The 19,171-nt window shown below is 64.6% G+C and carries 15 protein-coding genes and 2 tRNA genes; 9 read left to right on the forward strand and 8 right to left on the reverse strand.

Features of this window, described 5'->3' with window-relative positions; genetic code table 11:
- Positions 1 to 171: 171 nt before the first annotated feature.
- Complete coding sequence (locus D8Z78_RS25290) at positions 172 to 3,318, forward strand: calcium-binding protein (RefSeq protein WP_275114967.1); 3,147 nt, start codon at positions 172 to 174, stop codon at positions 3,316 to 3,318.
- Between the two features lie 45 nt (positions 3,319 to 3,363).
- Here D8Z78_RS25290 and D8Z78_RS00310 read toward each other — a convergent pair whose 3' ends face one another.
- On the reverse strand, positions 3,364 to 4,272 hold the full coding sequence (locus D8Z78_RS00310) for a LysR substrate-binding domain-containing protein (RefSeq protein WP_121630045.1): 909 nt from the start codon (positions 4,270 to 4,272) through the stop codon (positions 3,364 to 3,366).
- A gap of 117 nt (positions 4,273 to 4,389) precedes the next feature.
- Between D8Z78_RS00310 and D8Z78_RS00315 the strand changes: the two genes are divergently transcribed.
- Both D8Z78_RS00315 and D8Z78_RS00320 read left to right on the forward strand, forming a co-directional pair.
- Positions 4,390 to 5,256 carry a pirin family protein gene (locus tag D8Z78_RS00315; RefSeq protein ID WP_240671956.1) on the forward strand — a complete coding sequence of 289 codons (867 nt, stop codon included), beginning with the start codon at positions 4,390 to 4,392 and terminating at the stop codon, positions 5,254 to 5,256.
- Positions 5,257 to 5,310: 54 nt separating this feature from the next.
- A complete protein-coding gene (locus D8Z78_RS00320; protein ID WP_121630043.1) occupies positions 5,311 to 5,850 on the forward strand; it encodes an NADPH-dependent FMN reductase in 540 nt (179 codons plus the stop codon).
- Positions 5,851 to 5,895: 45 nt separating this feature from the next.
- Here the strand turns inward: D8Z78_RS00320 and D8Z78_RS00325 are convergent, their stop codons facing one another.
- From D8Z78_RS00325 to D8Z78_RS00340, 4 genes are all read right to left on the reverse strand, one after another.
- A complete protein-coding gene (locus tag D8Z78_RS00325) occupies positions 5,896 to 6,540 on the reverse strand; it encodes an SGNH/GDSL hydrolase family protein (protein WP_121630042.1) in 645 nt (214 codons plus the stop codon).
- 163 nt (positions 6,541 to 6,703) lie between these two features.
- A tRNA-Val gene (locus D8Z78_RS00330) sits at positions 6,704 to 6,779 on the reverse strand.
- A gap of 136 nt (positions 6,780 to 6,915) precedes the next feature.
- Positions 6,916 to 6,990, reverse strand: a tRNA-Val gene (locus D8Z78_RS00335).
- A 19-nt stretch (positions 6,991 to 7,009) separates the two neighbouring features.
- Positions 7,010 to 7,498 (reverse strand): HU family DNA-binding protein, encoded by a 489-nt coding sequence (locus D8Z78_RS00340; protein ID WP_121630041.1) that lies wholly within the window; start codon positions 7,496 to 7,498, stop codon positions 7,010 to 7,012.
- Between the two features lie 165 nt (positions 7,499 to 7,663).
- Between D8Z78_RS00340 and D8Z78_RS00345 the strand changes: the two genes are divergently transcribed.
- Positions 7,664 to 7,852: a hypothetical protein gene (locus D8Z78_RS00345; protein ID WP_121630040.1), complete on the forward strand. Its 189-nt coding sequence runs from the start codon at positions 7,664 to 7,666 to the stop codon at positions 7,850 to 7,852.
- Between the two features lie 149 nt (positions 7,853 to 8,001).
- Here the strand turns inward: D8Z78_RS00345 and lon are convergent, their stop codons facing one another.
- Entirely contained in the window at positions 8,002 to 10,413 is a 2,412-nt protein-coding gene (gene lon / locus D8Z78_RS00350; protein ID WP_121630039.1) for an endopeptidase La, read from the reverse strand.
- A 382-nt stretch (positions 10,414 to 10,795) separates the two neighbouring features.
- Here lon and D8Z78_RS00355 point away from each other — a divergent pair, with 382 nt between their 5' ends.
- Positions 10,796 to 11,617 (forward strand): glycosyltransferase, encoded by an 822-nt coding sequence (locus D8Z78_RS00355; RefSeq protein ID WP_121630038.1) that lies wholly within the window; start codon positions 10,796 to 10,798, stop codon positions 11,615 to 11,617.
- Positions 11,614 to 12,429 (forward strand): NAD-dependent epimerase/dehydratase family protein, encoded by an 816-nt coding sequence (locus D8Z78_RS00360; protein WP_121630037.1) that lies wholly within the window; start codon positions 11,614 to 11,616, stop codon positions 12,427 to 12,429. The genes D8Z78_RS00355 and D8Z78_RS00360 overlap by 4 nt, the downstream gene beginning before the upstream one ends.
- Here the strand turns inward: D8Z78_RS00360 and D8Z78_RS00365 are convergent.
- A complete protein-coding gene (locus D8Z78_RS00365; RefSeq protein WP_121630036.1) occupies positions 12,411 to 13,367 on the reverse strand; it encodes a hypothetical protein in 957 nt (318 codons plus the stop codon). The genes D8Z78_RS00360 and D8Z78_RS00365 overlap by 19 nt on opposite strands.
- Before the next feature lie 94 nt (positions 13,368 to 13,461).
- Positions 13,462 to 14,589, reverse strand: a complete 1,128-nt coding sequence (gene tgt / locus D8Z78_RS00370; RefSeq protein WP_121630119.1) for a tRNA guanosine(34) transglycosylase Tgt — start codon at positions 14,587 to 14,589, stop codon at positions 13,462 to 13,464.
- Between the two features lie 234 nt (positions 14,590 to 14,823).
- On the opposite strand from tgt, the gene D8Z78_RS00375 reads away from it, so the two are divergent.
- The 3 genes from D8Z78_RS00375 (at position 14,824) to D8Z78_RS00385 (ending at position 19,120) form a co-directional block, all read left to right on the forward strand.
- A complete protein-coding gene (locus D8Z78_RS00375; protein WP_121630035.1) occupies positions 14,824 to 16,551 on the forward strand; it encodes a glycosyltransferase family 2 protein in 1,728 nt (575 codons plus the stop codon).
- Positions 16,548 to 17,483 carry a glycosyltransferase family 2 protein gene (locus D8Z78_RS00380; protein WP_121630034.1) on the forward strand — a complete coding sequence of 312 codons (936 nt, stop codon included), beginning with the start codon at positions 16,548 to 16,550 and terminating at the stop codon, positions 17,481 to 17,483. The genes D8Z78_RS00375 and D8Z78_RS00380 overlap by 4 nt, the downstream gene beginning before the upstream one ends.
- A gap of 194 nt (positions 17,484 to 17,677) precedes the next feature.
- Positions 17,678 to 19,120, forward strand: coding sequence for a DEAD/DEAH box helicase (locus D8Z78_RS00385; protein WP_121630033.1), 1,443 nt, complete (start codon positions 17,678 to 17,680; stop codon positions 19,118 to 19,120).
- Positions 19,121 to 19,171: the final 51 nt, after the last annotated feature.

Here is a 19,171-nt window from a genome sequence, read left to right on the forward strand (position 1 = left end):
GTTGCGGCGACAGTCGAGACGGCATGTTACAGCGGTCGCGACAGGTTTCGACCCTCCGGCTGACGCGCGGGCCACGCCATGTGGCCCTGCGCCTTCCCCGCGGCCAGATGCCGGCCTGTCGCGCAGCCGGTTCGATCCGGCGCGCAAAGGTGTTTGCGACGGGGGCTTGTCTTGCCAATTCAATCGACGATCGGGCTGACGGATCCGGCGGTATCGCTGGGTTTGACCGCAGCGACGGACTATACCACCAACCTGCCCTTCATCGACCTGATGAAGACCGCGCGCGATCCGTTCTTCGGGTACGAGAACGCGCAGTATTTCGGCGACTATCTCGACGCGGACGGCTGGGCGCATACCGTGCCCGATACCGGGCCGATCACCTATCACTTCGACTGGGGCAGCTTTGCCGAAACCGACCCCTCCGGCGCGCTGCTTTACCCGCAACTGGTGGCGAACCAGTCCGGCACCTATGTGCTGGAATTCCACGGGCAGGGCGCCATCGAGATCCGCACCCCGACCGAGACCTTTCGCGATGACGATGGCGACGGTCGGATCGAATTCACGATCCAACCCGAAGAGATCGACGAATCCGGCACATCCACGACCTATTTCGGCTTTGACATCGTCATCGGCGCCACTGGCGCACCGGGCAATTACGACCCCGCCAACCCCACCCATCTGCGCGATATCAGCCTTGTGCGCGCCGAACATGAGGATCTGTTTCACGCGGGCGCCGTGTTCAACCCGGAATGGCTGGAGGTGGTCGACGACGTCCGGCAGGTGCGGTTCATGGACTGGGCGCAGACCAACGACTCGACGGTCGAGACCGCCGCCGACCTGCCCCGCCTGAGCGATGCCAGTTGGGCAGGCGGCGTGCCCATCGAGGTACAGGTGCACCTGGCCAACCAGATCGGCGCCGATCCGTGGTTCACCATTCCGCATGGTCTGGACGCGGCAGGTACACGCGCGCTGGTCACCTATGTGCGGGACACGCTCGACCCGGCGCTGGTCCCGACGTTCGAGTATTCCAACGAGGTCTGGAACCCGATCTTTGCCCAGAACGCCTTTGTTCAGGACCGCGCGGTCGAGTGGTTCGGCGACGATGCCTATCTGGCCGACCCCGCGACCGGGCAATACGTGCTGGACGGGAGTGGCGCGCCGCTCGTGTCCTATTACGCTACGATCAACGCCCAGATGATCCTTGCCACGCAAACCGCGCAGATCGTGTCGGAGGTCTATGCCGACACGCCGGAACTGGATTACATCAACACCATCGGCCTGAATACCGGGCTTGGTGGCAGCGCCGACGTGATGGCGCAGTACCTGTTCGCCCCGCTCTGGCAAAGCGCGCAGATGTCGGACCTGCCCGCCTATGTGCCACCGCACACGGTGTTCGACACGGTGGCCGCGACCTCGTATTTCGGCGGTGGCCTGCTGGATCAGGACCTCGAAGCGTTCCGCGCCGCCATCGACGACCCCGACACCGACATCCAGACATGGCTGGCCGATTACGTCATGGGGCGCAACGCCGATTTCGCCGATCCCGAAACCGGCGAAATCGCGATCACCGGATCGGTCCCGCATCTCGTCGGCACTCTGCAGGCCATCGCCGACAGCATCGCCGCCGAGGGGCTGGACCTTGGCCTGACCCTGTACGAGGGCGGCCAGCACCTGATCCATGAAACCCCCGGCCTGTGGGAAACCGGCGTGGACGCCGCCGGAAACACGGTCATCGCCCCGATCCCCCAATACGACGCCCTTCAGGCGGCGCTGCTGGACTTCGTCCGGGGCGCGCGCATCGTCGAGGCCTTTGATGCCTTGGCCGAAAGCTGGTTCCAGATCGGCAGCGGCGCCTTCGTGCAATACGGCGATGTCAAGCTGCCGGGTGAAAGCGGGGCTTATGACCTGCTCGCCCATCACGACGACGCGACCCCCCGGTCCGAGGCGATCCTCGACCTCAACGCAACGCAGCCGGTGCTGTGGGAGGACCGCGCGGGAGCGCATTTCCAGCACGGCCTGCAACCGGATCTGGACGGGGCCGAGGTCTATCCCGGACTGACCGACCTGTCGGGCAGCGACCTGATCGAGGGCACCTGGGCCGAAGACCTCCTGTATGGCGGGGCTGGTGACGATACCCTGATCGGGCATGACGGCACCGACACCCTCGCAGGTGGCGCGGGCGACGACCAGCTACAAGGCGGAACCGGCGACGACCTGCTGCATGGCGGGGCGGGCAATGACCTGCTGCGGGGTGGCAGCGGGCGCGATGCCTTCCGTTTCGACGGTGGCTTCGGGCAGGACACGGTCGCTGATTTCGACATGACTGCGGATAGCCTGTTTCTCGATGGCACCGCGCTGGACCTGTCCGCCCTGCCCGAGGGGCTGACCCTCGCGCAAACCGATGCCGGGACCTTGCTGTCTGGCGCGGGCGGCACGATCCTGCTGCAACCGGCCGACCTGCCCGCGCCGGACCTGACCTACGGCCTTACGGGGCCGGATGCGCAACTGTTCGAGGTCGATCCCCACACCGGTGCGATCCGCTTTCAGGACTGGTTCACGCCCGACGCCTCCGACCCGTGGGACAGCGACGAGGACAACCAGTACGAGGTCATCGTGCTGGGTTTCGACGCCGATGGCAGGCAGGTCGATGAAAGCGCGCGGACCATGACGGTCTCGACCGATGGCATCCGCTGGCAGGACGCGCCGGATGCACAGCCGCCGACCGAGGTGACCTATGCGCTGACCGGGCCGGACGCGCAGTTGTTCACCGTGGACCCGGCCACCGGAGAGATCGCCCTGCAAGACTGGTTCAGCCCCTCGCTGGACGATCCGTGGGATGCGGATGGCGATCATACCTACGAGCTTGCACGCGTTGCGACCGCAGCGGATGGCAGCGCCACCGACGTACCGCTGCGCATGGTCGTGACCGAGGCCGGGCTGGACTGGCGCGACGCCGCGCCCGAGCCAACGCCCGAGGCCAGCTATGCGCTCTCGGGTCCGGATGCCCACCTGTTCACGGTCGATCTGCGCGGCGGCGAGATCGGCCTTCAGGATTGGTTCATCCCCTCGCCCACCGACGCATGGGACAGCGACGAGGACCACGTCTATCAGGTCACCCGCCTGCACCTTTCGGGGGACGGCACCGAAACCGGTCGCGATGACCTCGAAATGGCGGTGACGGCAGAGGGCACCCTGTGGCGCGACGCGGGCGCCGCGCCCATGACCGCCAGTTCAGACGATCTGCTGGACAGCATGACCGCGATCGAGGACCCGCCCGAGGAGGAGGAGGCCGAGATCACCGAACCGCTTTTGTTCTGACAGGTGCGACCAGCGTCACACCCGGTCGACCGGGACGGATGCCGCTCAGGCACCGCCGCCCATGACATCCGGCAGGGCCCGGCGAAGGTGGGCTGCAAGCGCATCGACTTGCGGCGGGTTGCCCCGCCTTGCATGCATCAAAAGGCTGATCTCGGCCAGTCCAGCGGTCCAGTCGGGCAGAAGTCGGCTCAGCCGCCCCGATGCGACATCCTCGGCGCAGACATAGGCGGGCAAAGCCACCACACCCAGCCCGTCGGCGGCGGCCTGCTTCAGCGTGACCATGTCATCGCTGCGCAAACGCACCGCGAACGGAATTTCGGCGCTGCGCCCATCGGGTCCCTGAAGCGACCACGACTCGCCACCCGGGCGCCAGCCAAGGACAAGGCCCGGCACCCCTTCGAGGTCCGCCGGAGCGGCCTGCGCCCCGAATTCCCGCACGAGGCCGGGCGAACCGAACAGGTGCCACGCGACCTCGCCGATGCGCCGCTGGATCAGGCCGGAATCCGGCAGCAGCCTCGCATGCCCCCGGATGGCCAGATCGATGCCATCGCCGATCATGTCGGCATAATCGTTCGACGCCTGCACCCGCAGGACGACGCGCGGATGGTCGGCCAGAAAGCCGGGCAGAACCCGGGCGAGCGCGAACTGCGCCACCCCGACCGAACAGGACAAGGTCACGCTTCCCTCCAACACGCCGCTGTCGCGCCGCACCGCCGCCTCGGCGGCCCGCATGCTGTCCAGCGCCGCCCGGGCGTGCCGATAATAGGCCGCCCCTGCCTCGGTCAGGGCAAGCCTACGTGAATCGCGGTTCAAAAGCCGCGTGCCAAGCGCCTCTTCGAGCGCCTTCACCTGACGGCTGATCCGCGATTTGGGGATGCCCAAAGCCCGGGCCGCCGCCGAAAATCCCTGCTGCTCGACAACATGCACAAGGTAGCTCGCTTGGTTGAGGTCCATGTTCTTGCCCCTCCCGCAAGGCGTGTCGTTCCAATTATGGAACGTTGGGTTCCGAAAGGCACGGATTTTCGGCTGATCGTTGCACACGTAAGTTCGGAGGCAGCACAGGAGGCCCATATGACCATTCAACGCAGCAACATGACCCAAGCGGACGGAACGGCGATCACCGCCATCCAGCATGCCGAAAGGCTGACCCGTGGCACCGGCTTCGAGGCGCAAAGCTTCGTCCATCGCCAATTGGACGGGCTGATGGACCCGCTGATCATGGTCGATCACTTCACCATGACCGAACCGACCTTCGCACCGCATGCCCATGCCGGGTTGTCGGCGGTGAGCGTGCTGTTCGAGGACAGCACCGGAACCTTCCGCAACCGGGATTCGCTGGGCAATGACATCGAACTTGCCCCCGGCGACCTCTACTGGCTCAAGGCCGCGCGCGGTGCCGTGCATGACGAAGCCCCAACCCCGGGGTCGCGCACCCACGCGCTGCAGATCTTCGTCAACCTGCCCGCCGAGCAAAAGCTGGACGCGCCCGCATCGCGCCACGTCCCCGCCGCCGAGATGCCGCTGATCGAAGGCCCCGACCACCGGGTGCGGGTGATGACCGGCCACAGCAACGGCGTCATCGGTGCCGCCCCGCCTGCCCTGCCGCTGACCATCCTCGACATCGCCCTGCATCCGGGCGGAAGCTTCGCCCATCGGGCCGATCCGGAGGACGCCACATGGCTACACCTGATCCGGGGCGAGGTCGAGGTCGAGCTCGACGGAACCCGCCACCGGCTGGGCCATGACATGGCGCTGGCGACGCATGGGGCGACGGATATCCGCCTGCACAGCGGCCATGGCGGTCAGGCTGTCCTGCTGGGCGGGCAGCCTCTGCGTGAACCCTTCGTGCAGAAAGGTCCCTATGCCATGCGCGATGCGGACCAGCTGGCTTGGGTGATCGCCGCCCATGCCGCGGGCGAACTCGGCACGCTCGACTGAACCGCCGCGCAGCTGCCCCCCACGCAACCCCTTCCCCTGACCCGGAGACCCACCATGAAAATCCTCGCCTTCGCCGCAAGCAATTCCGCGACCTCGATCAACAAGGCGCTGGCGGAATTTGCCGCCACGCTGGTCCCGCGCGCCGAGATCGAGATCCTCGACCTGCGCGATTTCGACCTGCCGCTCTACAGCGTGGATCTTGAGACAGAGATCGGCATCCCGCCCGCCGCCAAAAGGTTCCTTGACCGGATCGGCACCGCCGACGCGATCATCGTGTCCTTCGCAGAGCATAACGGATCCTATACCGCCGCCTACAAGAACCTCTTCGACTGGGCGAGCCGCCTCGACCAGAGGGTGTTTCAGGGCAAGCCCGCCTTGTATCTTTCGACCTCCCCCGGCCCCGGTGGCGCGGCCAGCGTTCTGGCGCAGGCCAAGGGATCGGCCCGGTTCTTTGGCGCAGACGTGAAGGCAGCGGTGTCCATCGGCAGCTTTCATCAGGTCTTTGATCTGACATCCGGGCGCGTCACCGATCCCGCCATCTTGGCCAAGTTGACGGAGGCGGCCGAAGCCCTGACCCTACAGGCCGTCGCCTAAGTTGCGCCATTGCGGACGGATCACCCAAGGGGTGGTCCGACCGGTTCAGCGCACAAGAGCCGGGACGATCAGGTCGGCGATGCGCGCCGAGCCACGCGGTGACGGGTGGATGCGGTCTGCGGCAAACAGCGACGCATCGTCGGGCGTGAACACGTCGTCCATGTCGACCAGCGTGACGCCGTCATCCGCGTCCGCCATCCGGCCCAGCCGCTGTTCGAGGATCTGGTAGGGTCGTTCGCATGGCCCACCCGCATAGCGCGGCGAGGTGTAGTAATCGGCCCAGACCACCCGCGCGCCCCGGCTGCGCAGATCGGCCACCAGCGCGGGGATCGCGCCTTGCCGGCCATCCTCCGAGATCAGCCGGTCCACCACCGGCCCGCAATCGGAGCAATCGCAAGCGTCGCTCAGGTCATTGGCCCCACCGTTCAGCACGATCCAAGGCGCCTGCACCCCGCGCAGCTGTGCCGGGATATTCAGCGGTCCGCGCCCGCCAGTCAGTTGCGCAAGCGGCAGCGACACGTCGCCCACCGGCTCGCCCAGACGATCCGCCAGCACATCCGCGACCGAGGCCCCAGCGATCCGGTTCCATGCCATGACCGAGTCCCCGGCGACGACGATCCGCGCATCGTCGGGCACGCCGCGCCCGCAGGCCGCAAGGATCAGGTAGATGAGGATGAGACAGCGTTTCATGCTCAGGAACTAAGCCGGGCGCGACCGGTATCAACAGATAGGTGCGCGGCGCGGCAGGCCGGGCATCGGAACATGGAAACGGTGATGCGTCTTCCAGACGTTGCGAACCGCCCGGGCCGGATTGGGACCCGCGACGAAGATGCATCGGCTAAGTGATTGATCTTGGTGGGTGATGAGGGACTCGAACCCCCGACATCTTCGGTGTAAACGAAGCGCTCTACCAACTGAGCTAATCACCCGTGGCGGTCCATTTAGCCGAGCCGCGCGCCGCTGGCAAGTCGCTTTGGACCGGATTTCATCCGATCCGGATCACCCAAACGGGCCCCGCCAAAAGCAAACAAGGCGCGCCATGGTGGGCGCGCCTTGCGGGAATTCTGGTGGGTGATAAGGGATTTGAACCCCTGACATCTTCGATGTGAACGAAGCGCTCTACCACTGAGCTAATCACCCGGTGGAGCGGCTTCTAGACTCACTCTGCGGCGTGTGCAAGAGGGTCGTCGCCAGAATTTTCATCTTCCTGCGGCTGACGCACGCGGGCGTTGATGATCTGGCCGTGATCGCCCTTTTTCATGCGCGTCACCTTGAGCTTGCCGAAGGGGCGCAGGTTCAGTTCGCGCCCCTCGGACAGCGCCTCGCCCAAGATGGCCAGCGCGGCCTCGATGGCGGGCTTGGCGTCGCGTTTCTTGACGCCGCTGCGCTCGACCGCCAGATCGACCAGCTCGCGCTTCTTCAATTCCGGCTGGTCTTCGATTTCGAGAAACTCGACCGGAGCCGGTGCCTCGGGGGTCTCGGGTTCTGCGGTCTCCGTCACCGGTTCTGCAAGCGCCGCCTCGGCCAGTGCCTCGGCCAAGACCAGATCGGCTTCGCTCGGCGTGCTGCTCTTGCGCGCAGGTTTGCGGGGGGATGTGGTACGGGTCGACGTGCCGGTCCGGCGCGTCGTCTTGGGTGCGGTAGCCATGGCTTGCCTCTGCTTTTGCCTCGATGTGCCGTCTGTTGAACGCGGCGTGGTGTTTTCACCTGACCTCTTGCGTAAACCAAAACGCGACAGATTTCCAGCCACTTGCTTGACTCCCCCGGATTTCCGGCAAAAATTGTGCTGCATCAAACAAAACTGGGGACATAAATGAAAAAGATTGCTGCTGCCGCATGCATTTCCGTTCTGAGCAGCCCGGCGCTTGCCGGCGGCTATCCGGACCTGAACGTGGAGCCGCCCGTCATCGTGCAAGACGCCGCCGCAAGCTCGGCCCCGTCGGCGATGACCGTGCTGCTGCTGACCACGCTGGTCGTTTTCGGGGCTGCCGCCTCGCAATAAGCCAACGCCGTCGCGGGCCATGGGACCGGCGCCAAGCGTCGGCTGAACAAAGTCCAGCGAGGCACGTTTGCCCGGAATGAAAAAGCGCCGCGCTCCCTTGGGAACGCGGCGCCTGTTTTTTGGGCAAAGGGCCTTTTGTCGGCAAGGCCTTAATGCGCGGTGGCGCTGGCCTCTGCCCCGTCCCGTTTGGCTGCTGCCGCGGCGGCGGCGGCTTCCTCTGCCTCTTCGTCCCATTCGATGGGCTCGGGCTTGCCGACAAGGGCCAGTTCCAGCACCTCCGAGACGTGCTTGACGGGGATGATCTTCAGCCCCTCCTTCACGTTGTCGGGCAGTTCGGCCAGATCCTTTTCGTTCTCTTCAGGGATGAGAACGGTGGTGATCCCGCCGCGCAGCGCCGCCAGCAGCTTTTCCTTGAGCCCGCCGATGGCAGACGCGTTGCCCCGCAGGGTGACCTCGCCGGTCATGGCGATGTCCTTGCGCACCGGCAGCCCGGTCAGGACCGACACGATGGCCGTGACCATGGCCAGACCCGCCGAAGGGCCATCCTTGGGCGTCGCGCCATCGGGCACGTGCACGTGGATGTCCATCCGGTCAAAGCGTGGCGGCTTGACCCCGATCTGCGGCGCGATGGAGCGCACATAGGACGAGGCCGCGTCGATCGACTCCTTCATGACGTCGCCGAGCTTGCCGGTGGTCTTCATCCGACCCTTGCCCGGCAGGCGCAGCGCCTCGATATGCAGCAGATCGCCGCCGACCGAGGTATAGGCCAGCCCGGTCACGACACCGACCTGGTTCTCGTCCTCGGCCAGACCGTAGCGGTGCTTTTTCACGCCAAGGAAGTCGTCGAGGTTCTCGGGCGTCACTTCGACCTGCTTGTCCTCACCCTTGACGATCTTGGTCACGGCTTTCCGCGCCAGCTTGGCGATGTCGCGTTCGAGGTTCCGAACGCCCGCCTCGCGGGTGTAGTAGCGGATCACATCGGTCAGGGCCTCGTCGGTGACCTTGAACTCGCCCTTCTTCAGGCCGTGGTTCTTGACCTGCTTGCCGACGAGGTGCCGCTTGGCGATCTCCAGCTTCTCATCCTCGGTGTAGCCCGACAGCGGAATGATCTCCATCCGGTCGAGCAACGGCCCGGGCATGTTGTAGCTGTTCGAGGTCGTCACGAACATCACGTTGCTGAGGTCGTATTCCACCTCAAGATAGTGGTCCACGAAGGTCGAGTTCTGTTCCGGATCCAGAACCTCCAGCATGGCCGAAGCCGGGTCGCCACGAAAGTCCTGCCCCATCTTGTCGATCTCGTCGAGCAGGATGAGCGGGTTCGTGGTCTTCGCCTTTTTCAGCGACTGGATGATCTTGCCCGGCATCGAACCGATATAGGTCCGGCGGTGGCCGCGAATTTCGGACTCGTCACGCACGCCGCCAAGGCTGATGCGGATGAATTCGCGCCCCGTGGCCTTGGCCATCGACTTGCCCAGCGAGGTCTTGCCCACGCCCGGAGGGCCAACGAGGCACAGGATCGGCCCCTTCAGCTTGGCCGAGCGCGCCTGCACGGCAAGGTATTCGACGATGCGTTCCTTGACCTTGTCGAGGCTGTAGTGATCGTGATCGAGGATCTCCTGCGCCTTATTCAGGTCCTTCTTGACGCGGGACTTGGTGCCCCACGGGATCGACAGCATCCAGTCGAGATAGTTGCGCACCACGGTGGCCTCGGCCGACATGGGTGACATGTTCTTGAGCTTCTTCAGCTCGGCCTCGGCCTTTTCCTTGGCCTCTTTCGACAGCTTGGTCTCGGCGATCTTTTCCTCAAGCTCGGCGATTTCGCCCTCGCCATCCTCGCCATCGCCAAGTTCCTTCTGAATGGCCTTCATCTGCTCATTCAGGTAATACTCGCGCTGCGTCTTCTCCATCTGGGTCTTGACGCGGGTCTTGATCTTTTTCTCGACCTGAAGAACCGACATCTCGCCCTGCATCAGGCCATAGACCTTCTCCAGCCGCTCGCTGATGCTGAGCGTCTCAAGCAGGTCCTGCTTTTGCGGCACTTCGATGCCCAGATGCCCGGCCACGAGGTCGGCCAGTTGCGCGGGCTCGGTCGCCTCGCCCACGGCAGACAGCGCCTCTTCGGGGATGTTCTTCTTGACCTTGGCGTAGCGTTCGAATTCCTCGGCCACGGTGTGGACAAGCGCCTCGATCGCGGCTTGATCGCCGGGCATCTCGGTCAGATACTCGGCCTTCGCCTCGAAGAAGCGGTCATTGGGCAGGTATTCGCTGATGCGCACACGGCTTTGCCCCTCGACCAGCACCTTGACGGTGCCATCGGGCAGCTTCAGCAGTTGCAGCACGTTGGCCAGCACACCGGCCTTGTAGATGCCGCCGGTGTCCGGATCGTCCACGGACGGGTCGATCTGGCTGGCCAGCAGGATCTGTTTGTCGTCGTTCATCACCTCCTCGAGGGCGCGCACGGATTTCTCGCGGCCCACGAAAAGGGGCACGATCATGTGCGGGAACACCACGATGTCGCGCAGGGGCAGCACCGGGTAAGAGGGGTTGAGAGGCTGTTTCATGCTCGCGTTTCCTTGGTCTTGGCAAGACGGTCACGCCCCGCTTTGCGGCAGCGACACACCGTCTCCGGTCATGAAGGCTTGAGATGGGGTCTTTGCCGCGCATTTCAAGCGCAGAACCCATGGCCTGATCGACAGAATGGCGAGGTTCCCGGGGCTTCGCAAGTGCGCTTTTCGTCCCTTTTGAGACAGGGTGAACGCCACGAAAACCTATTGCCGCGGCAGCGCATTGATACACAATTGATTGTATCAATATGGCTGCGAAAGGCATAAATTCTCCTGTATTTCTGGAATTATCCGAAATCACTGTATATCAATTGTCACAAAGACTACACAGAACGGGCTTACACGCCCCGCATGACGCCCGCCAGAAACGGAGCCCAGGATGCACACAGCCCGCCAAAGCGCCAGCCGCCCGATCCGCGCAACCCGCGCTTTCGTGACCCTCGTCACGAACTCGGATTTCGCCCGCGGGGCGCGGGTGCTGATGAAATCGCTGATCCGCACCGGCACGCGCGCCGATCTGGTGGTCATGCATACCGACGCCGTCACCGAGGCCGACCTCGCGCCCCTGCGCGCGCTTGGCGTGCGGCTGGTCCGGGCCGAACACCTGCCGCTGTCCGCCGCCTTCAATGCCGCCCATGCCCGCGACCGGCTGCATGGCGCGGCGCCGTTTACCAAGGGCACCAAACCCGCCTTTCACACGCCGCTCGACAACTTCATCAAGCTGCGCCTGTGGCAGCTGGATTACGACACCTGCGTGTTTCTCGACAGCGATACGCTGGTCGTGCAGAACATCGACCGGCTGTTCGACTACCCTCAGTTCAGCGCCGCGCCCAACGTGTATGAAAGCCTTGCCGATTTTCATCGCATGAATTCCGGTGTCTTCGTCGCGAGCCCCTGCGAACGCACCTTTCGCGACATGCTCGACCGGCTCGAAGGCCGGTTCTGGAAGCGCACCGACCAGACCTTTCTGCAAGAGATGTTCCCCGACTGGCACGGCCTGCCGATCTTCTACAACATGCTGCAATACAGCTGGATCAACCTGCCCGATCTCTGGGATTGGGATCACGTGAAGATCGTCCACTACCAATATGAAAAGCCATGGGAAAAAGGACATGCGCGTGCTCAGCAACTGCGCCCGTTGATCGACCTTTGGCACGCCTATGAACAAGATCGTGCGCCCAATCTGCCGCGCGCCGCATGAGGATCGCCTTGACCGGCGCGGCCGGCCTTGTCGGGCGGTTTCTGGTGGGCGGCCTTGATGGCCACGTCGTCACGCTTGGCCGACGCGGAGATATCGCATGGGACCTGACCGGCCCGGCCCCGGACCTGCGCGGCTTCGATGCGCTGGTGCATGCGGCCTTTGCCCATGTGCCCGGTCGCTATCGCGGCGGCGAAGGCGATGACCCAGACGGCTTCCTGCGCGCCAATCTCGACGGGACCCGCCGCCTGTTCGACGCCGCCGCGCGGGACGGCGTGACCAAAGTCCTCTTCCTGTCCTCTCGCGCCGTGTTCGACGGCTGGCCCGACGACCTCCCCTTGACCGAAGACCGCGCCCCTCGGGCCGCCTCGCTTTACGGACAGGTCAAGGCGCAGGCCGAGGCGCATTTGCTGGCGCTACCGGTCCAAGGCATCGCCCTGCGCGCCACCGGCATCTACGGGCCGGGGGCGGATCACAAATGGGCCAGCCTGATCCGCGATTTCCTGAGTGGCAGGGACGTCCCGCCAAGGCGCGGCACCGAAGTCCATGGGCAAGACGTGGCAACGGCCTGCAACCTGCTGTTGGACAGAGATTTTTCCGGCGCGGCGCACGCCTCTGACTTGCTGCTGGACCGCCGCGACCTGCTCGCCGAGATCAAGACCCTCACCGCGTCGACATCAGCCTTGCCGGAGCGATCAAACAAGGCGGTCAACCCGTTGATATGCCAAACGCTTCCCGAACTGGGCTGGCGCCCCGGCGGCTTCGCGAGGCTGCGCGCCGACGCACCGGCACTGCTTCAGGCGGCCTTGGACTGACTTTCGGCGATTGCGTCCAGCATGGCCCGGATCAAGGCTTGCTGTTCGTCCGAGAACCCCTCGGCGACATGACCTTCGCCTTGGATATCGCCAAGATCGAACAGCTGCGCATCCTGCGGAAAGAACGCCCTGCGCACCGCCTCGTTGCTGTCCTCGTAATAGCGGACAATCTCGCGCGCATAATCGTTGGGCATCAGCCGCGCGCGCGACCCGGAGACGTCGCAACGCGACTGGATCGCCTGACGCATCTTGCCCACGTCAAAGGCGCCGGTCTTCTTCATCAGCTTGAGCACGGTCAGCAACTCGACCCCGGGCGAGACGTTGGACTGCGCCGCCCCCTCTTGATCCGGCAGATCAAGAACGCCAAGCAAGCTCATGAAATCGCTCACAACATCGCCATCCTTCAGGCGATTTTTCTCAAACCGGCGCACGTGAAAGGTCGCGTCCGGAAAGGCCGACTGCCAAGCGGTCAGGATGCGGTTGTAGTCGCCATAGGCATCGCGCGTCTTCTCGAAGAAACTGACGAAAGACCCGCCATACCGGCCGGTCTTCACGCGCTGGCGGTAATGGCTTTCATGCCATTTGTCTTGCCGCCGCAGGTAGATCACGATGTTCAGGGGCATGCGTGTCAGGCTGGGCACCACCTCCTTCAAGAGGTCCAGATCGACACCGTTGGACACGAACATCTCGGAGGACAGCACCACGTGCCGCGCGGTCGCGGCGGCAATGCCCGCCTCGGCCCAAGCCCCCAATTGACGCACCGCGTCTGGCTTGCGCTGCCGCATCGCCTTGGGGAGGCGGTTCAGGGAGGATCGCTTGCCCAGCCCGATGAAGGACACGCCCTGCTCCGCCAAAAAGCTCGCATGGTTGCGCCCGAAATGCTGAACAGAGGTCGAACCGGTTTTTTGTGTCCCGATATGCAACCAGATTTCCGCCATGTGCCTGCCCCGATCTGCCGCCGTTTCGCAGGCAAGTTTAACGAGAAAAATGGCGGTTTCCGGTACAATATTAAGGATACGTGAAGATTTCCGCCTAAAGTGGCAAAATATCCCCGTCCGCACGCCGCGCGTGGAATTCCGCCTCGAACGCGGCAAAGCGCCCCTTTGCGATCGCCTCGCGCATGGACTGCATCAACTCCTGGTAGTAATGCAGGTTGTGCCATGTCAGCAACATGCCGGCGATCATCTCTCCGGCGCGATAGACGTGATGCAGGTAGGCGCGGCTGTAGCTGCGGCAGGCCGGACAAGTGCAGGTTTCGTCCAAGGGGCGCGGATCATCCGCATGGCGGGCATTCTTGATATTGACCTGCCCGCGCCGCGTCCACGCCTGCCCGGTCCGCCCCGACCGCGAGGGCAGCACGCAATCCATCATGTCGACGCCGCGCTTGACCGCTCCGACGATGTCGTCGGGCTTGCCCACCCCCATCAGGTAACGCGGCTTGTCCTCCGGCAGCTGGCCCGGCGCGAAATCGAGGCAGCCGAACATCGCCTCCTGTCCCTCGCCGACAGCCAACCCACCAATCGCATAGCCGTCAAAGCCGATCGCCCGCAGCGCCTCCGCGCTCTCGGCGCGCAGATCCTCTTCGAGCCCGCCCTGCTGGATGCCGAACAGCATGTGCCCCGGTCTGTCGCCAAAGGCATCGCGCGACCGCTGCGCCCACCGCATGGACAGGCGCATGCTCTCCTCCAGCCGTCTGCGATCCGCAGGCAGTGCCGGGCATTCGTCGAAGGCCATGACGATATCCGAGCCCAGCAAACGCTGGATCTCCATCGACCGCTCCGGGCTGAGCATGTGCTTCGAGCCATCCACATGGCTGCGAAACGTCACCCCCTCCTCGGTCAGCTTACGCAGGGAGGACAGGCTCATCACCTGAAAACCACCGGAATCCGTCAGGATCGGCCGCTCCCAGTTCATGAAGCGGTGCAAGCCCCCCAGCCGCGCCACCCGCTCGGCCCCGGGCCGCAGCATCAGGTGATAGGTGTTGCCCAGCAGGATGTCGGCGCCGGTCTCGCGCACGCTTTCGGGCATCATGCCCTTCACGGTCGCAGCCGTCCCCACCGGCATGAAGGCCGGGGTCCGGATCTCACCACGCGGGGTCGAGATCACCCCGCAACGCGCACGCCCATCCCGGGCCTTCAGGTCAAACGATGTCAAAGCCATGCGCCGCCAATACCCCCCGCCCGACGCCAAGAAAAGCCCCCAGTTTCTTCTTGGCCAAAATACCCTCGCCGAAGGCGTCCTTCCCCGCAACAGGCGCAGCCCCCGGACCGGATCACAACCGCGCCACAAGCGCCCACCCGAGGCCGCAAGGCCGAGATGTCTGCGCGCGTGAAACGCGCACAATTGGATCACCCCCCGCTTGCTCCCGCCGCGCGCCCGCGCCACTGTAGCGCCATGAGCAGAACCCCAACCTACAAGGGCGGAATCGCCGCCGTTCTCGCCCAGTACGAGGGCCGCCGCGACGCCTTTTCCTATGCCAAGGGCGAAGCCCTGCCGCCGCTGGACACCGACCTCGCCGCTCTCTCGCACGCTACGGTCGCCGACCCGGACACGGACCCGGCGTTCAAGCCGCCATTCCGGTCGTCCTTTCACCGCAAATGCCACGCCTTGCGCAGCGAACTTCAGGGCAATAGCGAACTGACAGTCCTGCATGGCCTGCTGATCGCCCATCTGCGCAAGCGCACCTTCCCCGATCACGCCCCCGCGCTGTTCCAGCGTCTGTGGGCCGAACAGGGCGATCACCTGCTCACACAGCTCGATCAGCGCTGGCTGGTCTCGGCCATCACCACCTTCGGCGATCACGGCACCACCACCACCCAGCGCAGCGTCGGTCTGGCGCTGACCACGTTTTTCGGGATGATGAAGCTGTATGAATCCGAGCGGCTGCATTCCGGCCTGACCCCGGACAAGCCCTATACGCTCGACAAGGTCCGCGCGCCCCTGCCGATGGAAATGGACGCCTATTCGCTGACCAATGGCGGGCTGGACGTCAACATGATCGGCAGGCTCTGGCAGGAGGCCGAGGATGACCCCGTCATCGCCCCCCTCGCCCATCACCTGCTCGACCTGCTGATCCATGACGACCGGACCCTGTTTCGCCGCTTGATGACCATGCGCGCGCGCAAGCAACGCCAGATCGACGCCAAGGCGCACGGGGCCAACATCGCACCCGTGCCCGCCGACAGGCTCAACTTGAGCAAGGACACCCTGCGCTGGGGCCTTGTCAGCACGATCAAGGCGCCCCTGCCCGCCATCGCCCGCTGGGCCGCCCACCACATCGATGCGGGCGCCCATGCGCTGCATATCCATCTCGACGAGCCCGACGCAGCAACCGCCGCCTTCCTCAGCCGCCACCCGAAAATCCACGTCACCCAATGCGATGACGCCTATTGGAGCGCGCAGAAAAAGCGCCGGATGGACCAGCACCAGCTGCGCCAAGCCTTCAACGCCACGCGCACCTTGCACCGTGTCACCGAAGACCTCGACTGGCTCGGCCATATCGACGTGGATGAATTCCTGTTCGGGACCCCGATCACGCCCGCTCTGGCCAGCGTCCAGCCCGCCATCGCCATGGCCCGCGTGCCCCCGGCCGAGGCGCTCGCCACCGACGGCACGCCCACGCATTTCAAGCTGACCCACAAGCAGGCCGAGGTGAAGAAATCCCTGCTGCAAGAGGTCTACCCCACCTTCGGGCTGCATCTTTATGGCGGGTTCCTGTCGCATACGGCGGGCAAGGTCTTTGCCCGCACCGGCATTCCCGACACGCGGCTTGGCATCCACGGGCTGAAATACGCGGGCGAGGATGTCACCAACCGCGCCAAGCCCGCAGGCCTGTATCTGGCGCATTTCCATGCGCCCAGCTGGGAACATTTCCGCGCCCATCTGGATTTCCGCCGCGAGCGTGGATCGTATCGCGCGCGCTCCGAACGGCCCGAACTGGGACAGGGGGAACTCTTCACCTTCCTGCTGGGGGAAGGCGAGGACGCGCTGCGGGAGTTCTTCGACGAGGTGGTGGCCGACAGCCCCAAGCTTCGCGCGCGCCTCGACGCGCATGGCATGTTGCTGACCCACGACTTCGATTTCGACGCCACGACGCGCCGTGTCTTTGGGGAACTGCCATGACCCTGTGGGGCACCGTCACGACGACCAATGCGCCCTTGCGCGACGTGCTGGACTTTTCTGCCTGGCATCTCGAACTCGGCGCGCATCGCGTCTACCTCTATCTCGATCACGACGACCCCGGCGCCTGCGCGGCGCTCGACCACCCCAAGCTGCGCATCGTCCACACCGACGCCGCATGGTGGGCCAAACGCAACGGGCGGCCCGACAAGCATCAGGCCCGCCAATCCGCCAATGCCCGCCACGCCAACAACCGCAAGCCCGAGGTCGACTGGCTGACCCATATCGACACCGACGAATTCCTGCTGCCTGCGTCACCCGTGGCCGAGCAACTCGGCCAATTGCCCGCCGAAGCACTTTGCGCCCGCATCCGCCCGGTCGAGGCGCTTGCCCAAGGCGATGCCAGCCCACCGGGCGAGACGTTGTTCAAGGCCTTCCATCTTGATCCCAAAGCCCGGCAAGAGGCGGCGCAGGACTGCTTTCCCACCTTCGGCGCGCATCTGTCCGGTGGATTCCTGAGCCACGTCGCGGGCAAGCTGTTCTTTCGCCCGACCAAGGGGCTGCAGATCAAGATCCACAATGTCATCCTCGATGGCGAACAGAACCCCGGCCAGCAGGACTTGCCCGGCATCGAACTGGGCCATTTCCACGCCGCCGACTGGGATCATTTCCTGCGCGCCTATCGCTTTCGGCTGGCGCGGGGATCGTACCGGGCGGAGCTGAAATCGCAGGTGCGCCAGCCCGGCGCGCTCAACCTGCACGACCTCTTCGCCATGATCGAGGAGGAGGACGCCCTGCGCGCTTTCTTCGACGAAGTCTGCATGGCGAACCGCCCGCTGGTCGACCGGCTGCACGCCCATGGTCTGCTGCGCCGTCACCAGATGCCGCTCGATCTGCTGCGGCGAAAACACTTTCCCGGCATCAATCCGGATTGAATCCGCGAATTGTCGCCGAAAAGGAAACCCTACGCCGCAACAATTGCCGCAGCCCGACCACCCTTGATTGACTTTTCACGGTTTTTTCCGTAAAGGCGGCCCACGGGGATGTAAGCGGCGGGACGCCGGGCCAGACGGGCCACCCCGAACCAGACGCGCGGGCCAGGTACAGTGTCCGCATCGAACGGATACATATGACAAAATTCTCTGATCTGAATCTCAGCCCGAAAGTCCTGAAAGCCATCGAGGAGGCCGGTTACGAAACGCCGACCCCGATTCAGGCGGGTGCGATTCCCCATGCGCTCGAGGGCAAGGATGTCCTTGGCATCGCGCAGACCGGCACCGGAAAGACCGCGTCCTTCACCCTTCCGATGATCACGAAGCTCGCCCGGGGCCGCGCCCGCGCCCGGATGCCGCGCAGCCTCGTTCTGTGCCCGACGCGCGAACTGGCCGCACAGGTGGCCGAGAACTTCGACACCTATTCCAAGCATGTCAAACTGACCAAGGCGCTGCTGATCGGCGGCGTCTCGTTCAAGGAACAGGACATGCTGATCGACAAGGGCGTCGATGTTCTGATCGCCACGCCGGGCCGCCTTCTGGATCATTTCGAGCGTGGCAAGCTGCTGCTGACCGGGATCGAGATCATGGTGGTCGATGAGGCCGACCGGATGCTCGACATGGGCTTCATCCCCGATATCGAGCGGATCTTTGGCCTTGTGCCCTTCACCCGCCAGACGCTGTTCTTCTCGGCCACCATGGCGCCGGAAATCGAGCGTATCACCAATACCTTCCTGTCGGCCCCCGCCCGGATCGAGGTGGCGCGTCAGGCTTCCGCATCGGAAACGATCACCCAAGGGGCCGTCGTCTTCAAACCGTCGCGCCGCGACCGTGAGGGCAGCGAAAAGCGCGCGGTTCTGCGCGCCCTGATCGATTCCGAGGGCGAGGGATGCGACCGTGCCATCGTCTTCTGCAACCGCAAGGTGGATGTGGACATCGTAGCCAAGTCGCTGAAACAGCACGGCTATAACGCCGCGCCGATCCATGGCGATCTGGACCAGAGCCAACGGACCAAGACGCTGGATTCGTTCCGCGAGAGCGAGCTGAAGATCCTCGTGGCCTCGGACGTGGCCGCGCGCGGTCTGGACATTCCCGCCGTCAGCCACGTCTTCAACTTCGACGTGCCCAGCCATGCCGAGGATTACATCCACCGCATCGGCCGTACGGGGCGCGCGGGCAGGTCGGGCAAGGCCTATACGATCTGCGTGCCGCGCGACGAGAAGTATTTCGACGCCGTCGAAAAGCTGCTTCAGAAAGAGATTCCGCGCCTCGACAACCCGGCGGCCATCTCGGCGCCCTCTGCCTCCGAGGATGAGGTGGAAAAGAAGCCGACCCGCACGCGCAGTTCCTCGCGCCGCTCCGACAAGTCCGAGAAATCCGACAAGACGGAAAAGGCCGACAAGCCCGAAGCCCGCAAGCCCGACGCGCCCAAAAGCGACACCCGCAAGAGCGACAGCCGCAACGAACCGCGCCGCGACAGCAATCGCGACCGTGGCGGGCGCGACAGCAACGTGGTCGGCATGGGCGACCACCTGCCCGATTTCATCGCGCTCAGCTTCGAGCAGCGGCGCGCCGGCTGACAGCCCCACATGACAAAGGCCGCCATGCGTAATGCATGGCGGCCTTTTTAG

Origin of the sequence: Tropicibacter alexandrii, from assembly GCF_003667315.2 — a bacterium.
Lineage (GTDB): Bacteria > Pseudomonadota > Alphaproteobacteria > Rhodobacterales > Rhodobacteraceae > Tropicibacter > Tropicibacter alexandrii.

Coding starts and splice junctions, on each gene's coding strand:
- D8Z78_RS00310 (WP_121630045.1), bottom strand. CDS start 4,272: ATGGACCTCAACCAAGCGAGCTACCTTGTGCATGTTGTCGAGCAGCAG.
- D8Z78_RS00315 (WP_240671956.1), top strand. CDS start 4,390: ATGACCATTCAACGCAGCAACATGACCCAAGCGGACGGAACGGCGATC.
- D8Z78_RS00320 (WP_121630043.1), top strand. CDS start 5,311: ATGAAAATCCTCGCCTTCGCCGCAAGCAATTCCGCGACCTCGATCAAC.
- D8Z78_RS00325 (WP_121630042.1), bottom strand. CDS start 6,540: ATGAAACGCTGTCTCATCCTCATCTACCTGATCCTTGCGGCCTGCGGG.
- D8Z78_RS00340 (WP_121630041.1), bottom strand. CDS start 7,498: ATGGCTACCGCACCCAAGACGACGCGCCGGACCGGCACGTCGACCCGT.
- D8Z78_RS00345 (WP_121630040.1), top strand. CDS start 7,664: ATGAAAAAGATTGCTGCTGCCGCATGCATTTCCGTTCTGAGCAGCCCG.
- lon (WP_121630039.1), bottom strand. CDS start 10,413: ATGAAACAGCCTCTCAACCCCTCTTACCCGGTGCTGCCCCTGCGCGAC.
- D8Z78_RS00355 (WP_121630038.1), top strand. CDS start 10,796: ATGCACACAGCCCGCCAAAGCGCCAGCCGCCCGATCCGCGCAACCCGC.
- D8Z78_RS00360 (WP_121630037.1), top strand. CDS start 11,614: ATGAGGATCGCCTTGACCGGCGCGGCCGGCCTTGTCGGGCGGTTTCTG.
- D8Z78_RS00365 (WP_121630036.1), bottom strand. CDS start 13,367: ATGGCGGAAATCTGGTTGCATATCGGGACACAAAAAACCGGTTCGACC.
- tgt (WP_121630119.1), bottom strand. CDS start 14,589: ATGGCTTTGACATCGTTTGACCTGAAGGCCCGGGATGGGCGTGCGCGT.
- D8Z78_RS00375 (WP_121630035.1), top strand. CDS start 14,824: ATGAGCAGAACCCCAACCTACAAGGGCGGAATCGCCGCCGTTCTCGCC.
- D8Z78_RS00380 (WP_121630034.1), top strand. CDS start 16,548: ATGACCCTGTGGGGCACCGTCACGACGACCAATGCGCCCTTGCGCGAC.
- D8Z78_RS00385 (WP_121630033.1), top strand. CDS start 17,678: ATGACAAAATTCTCTGATCTGAATCTCAGCCCGAAAGTCCTGAAAGCC.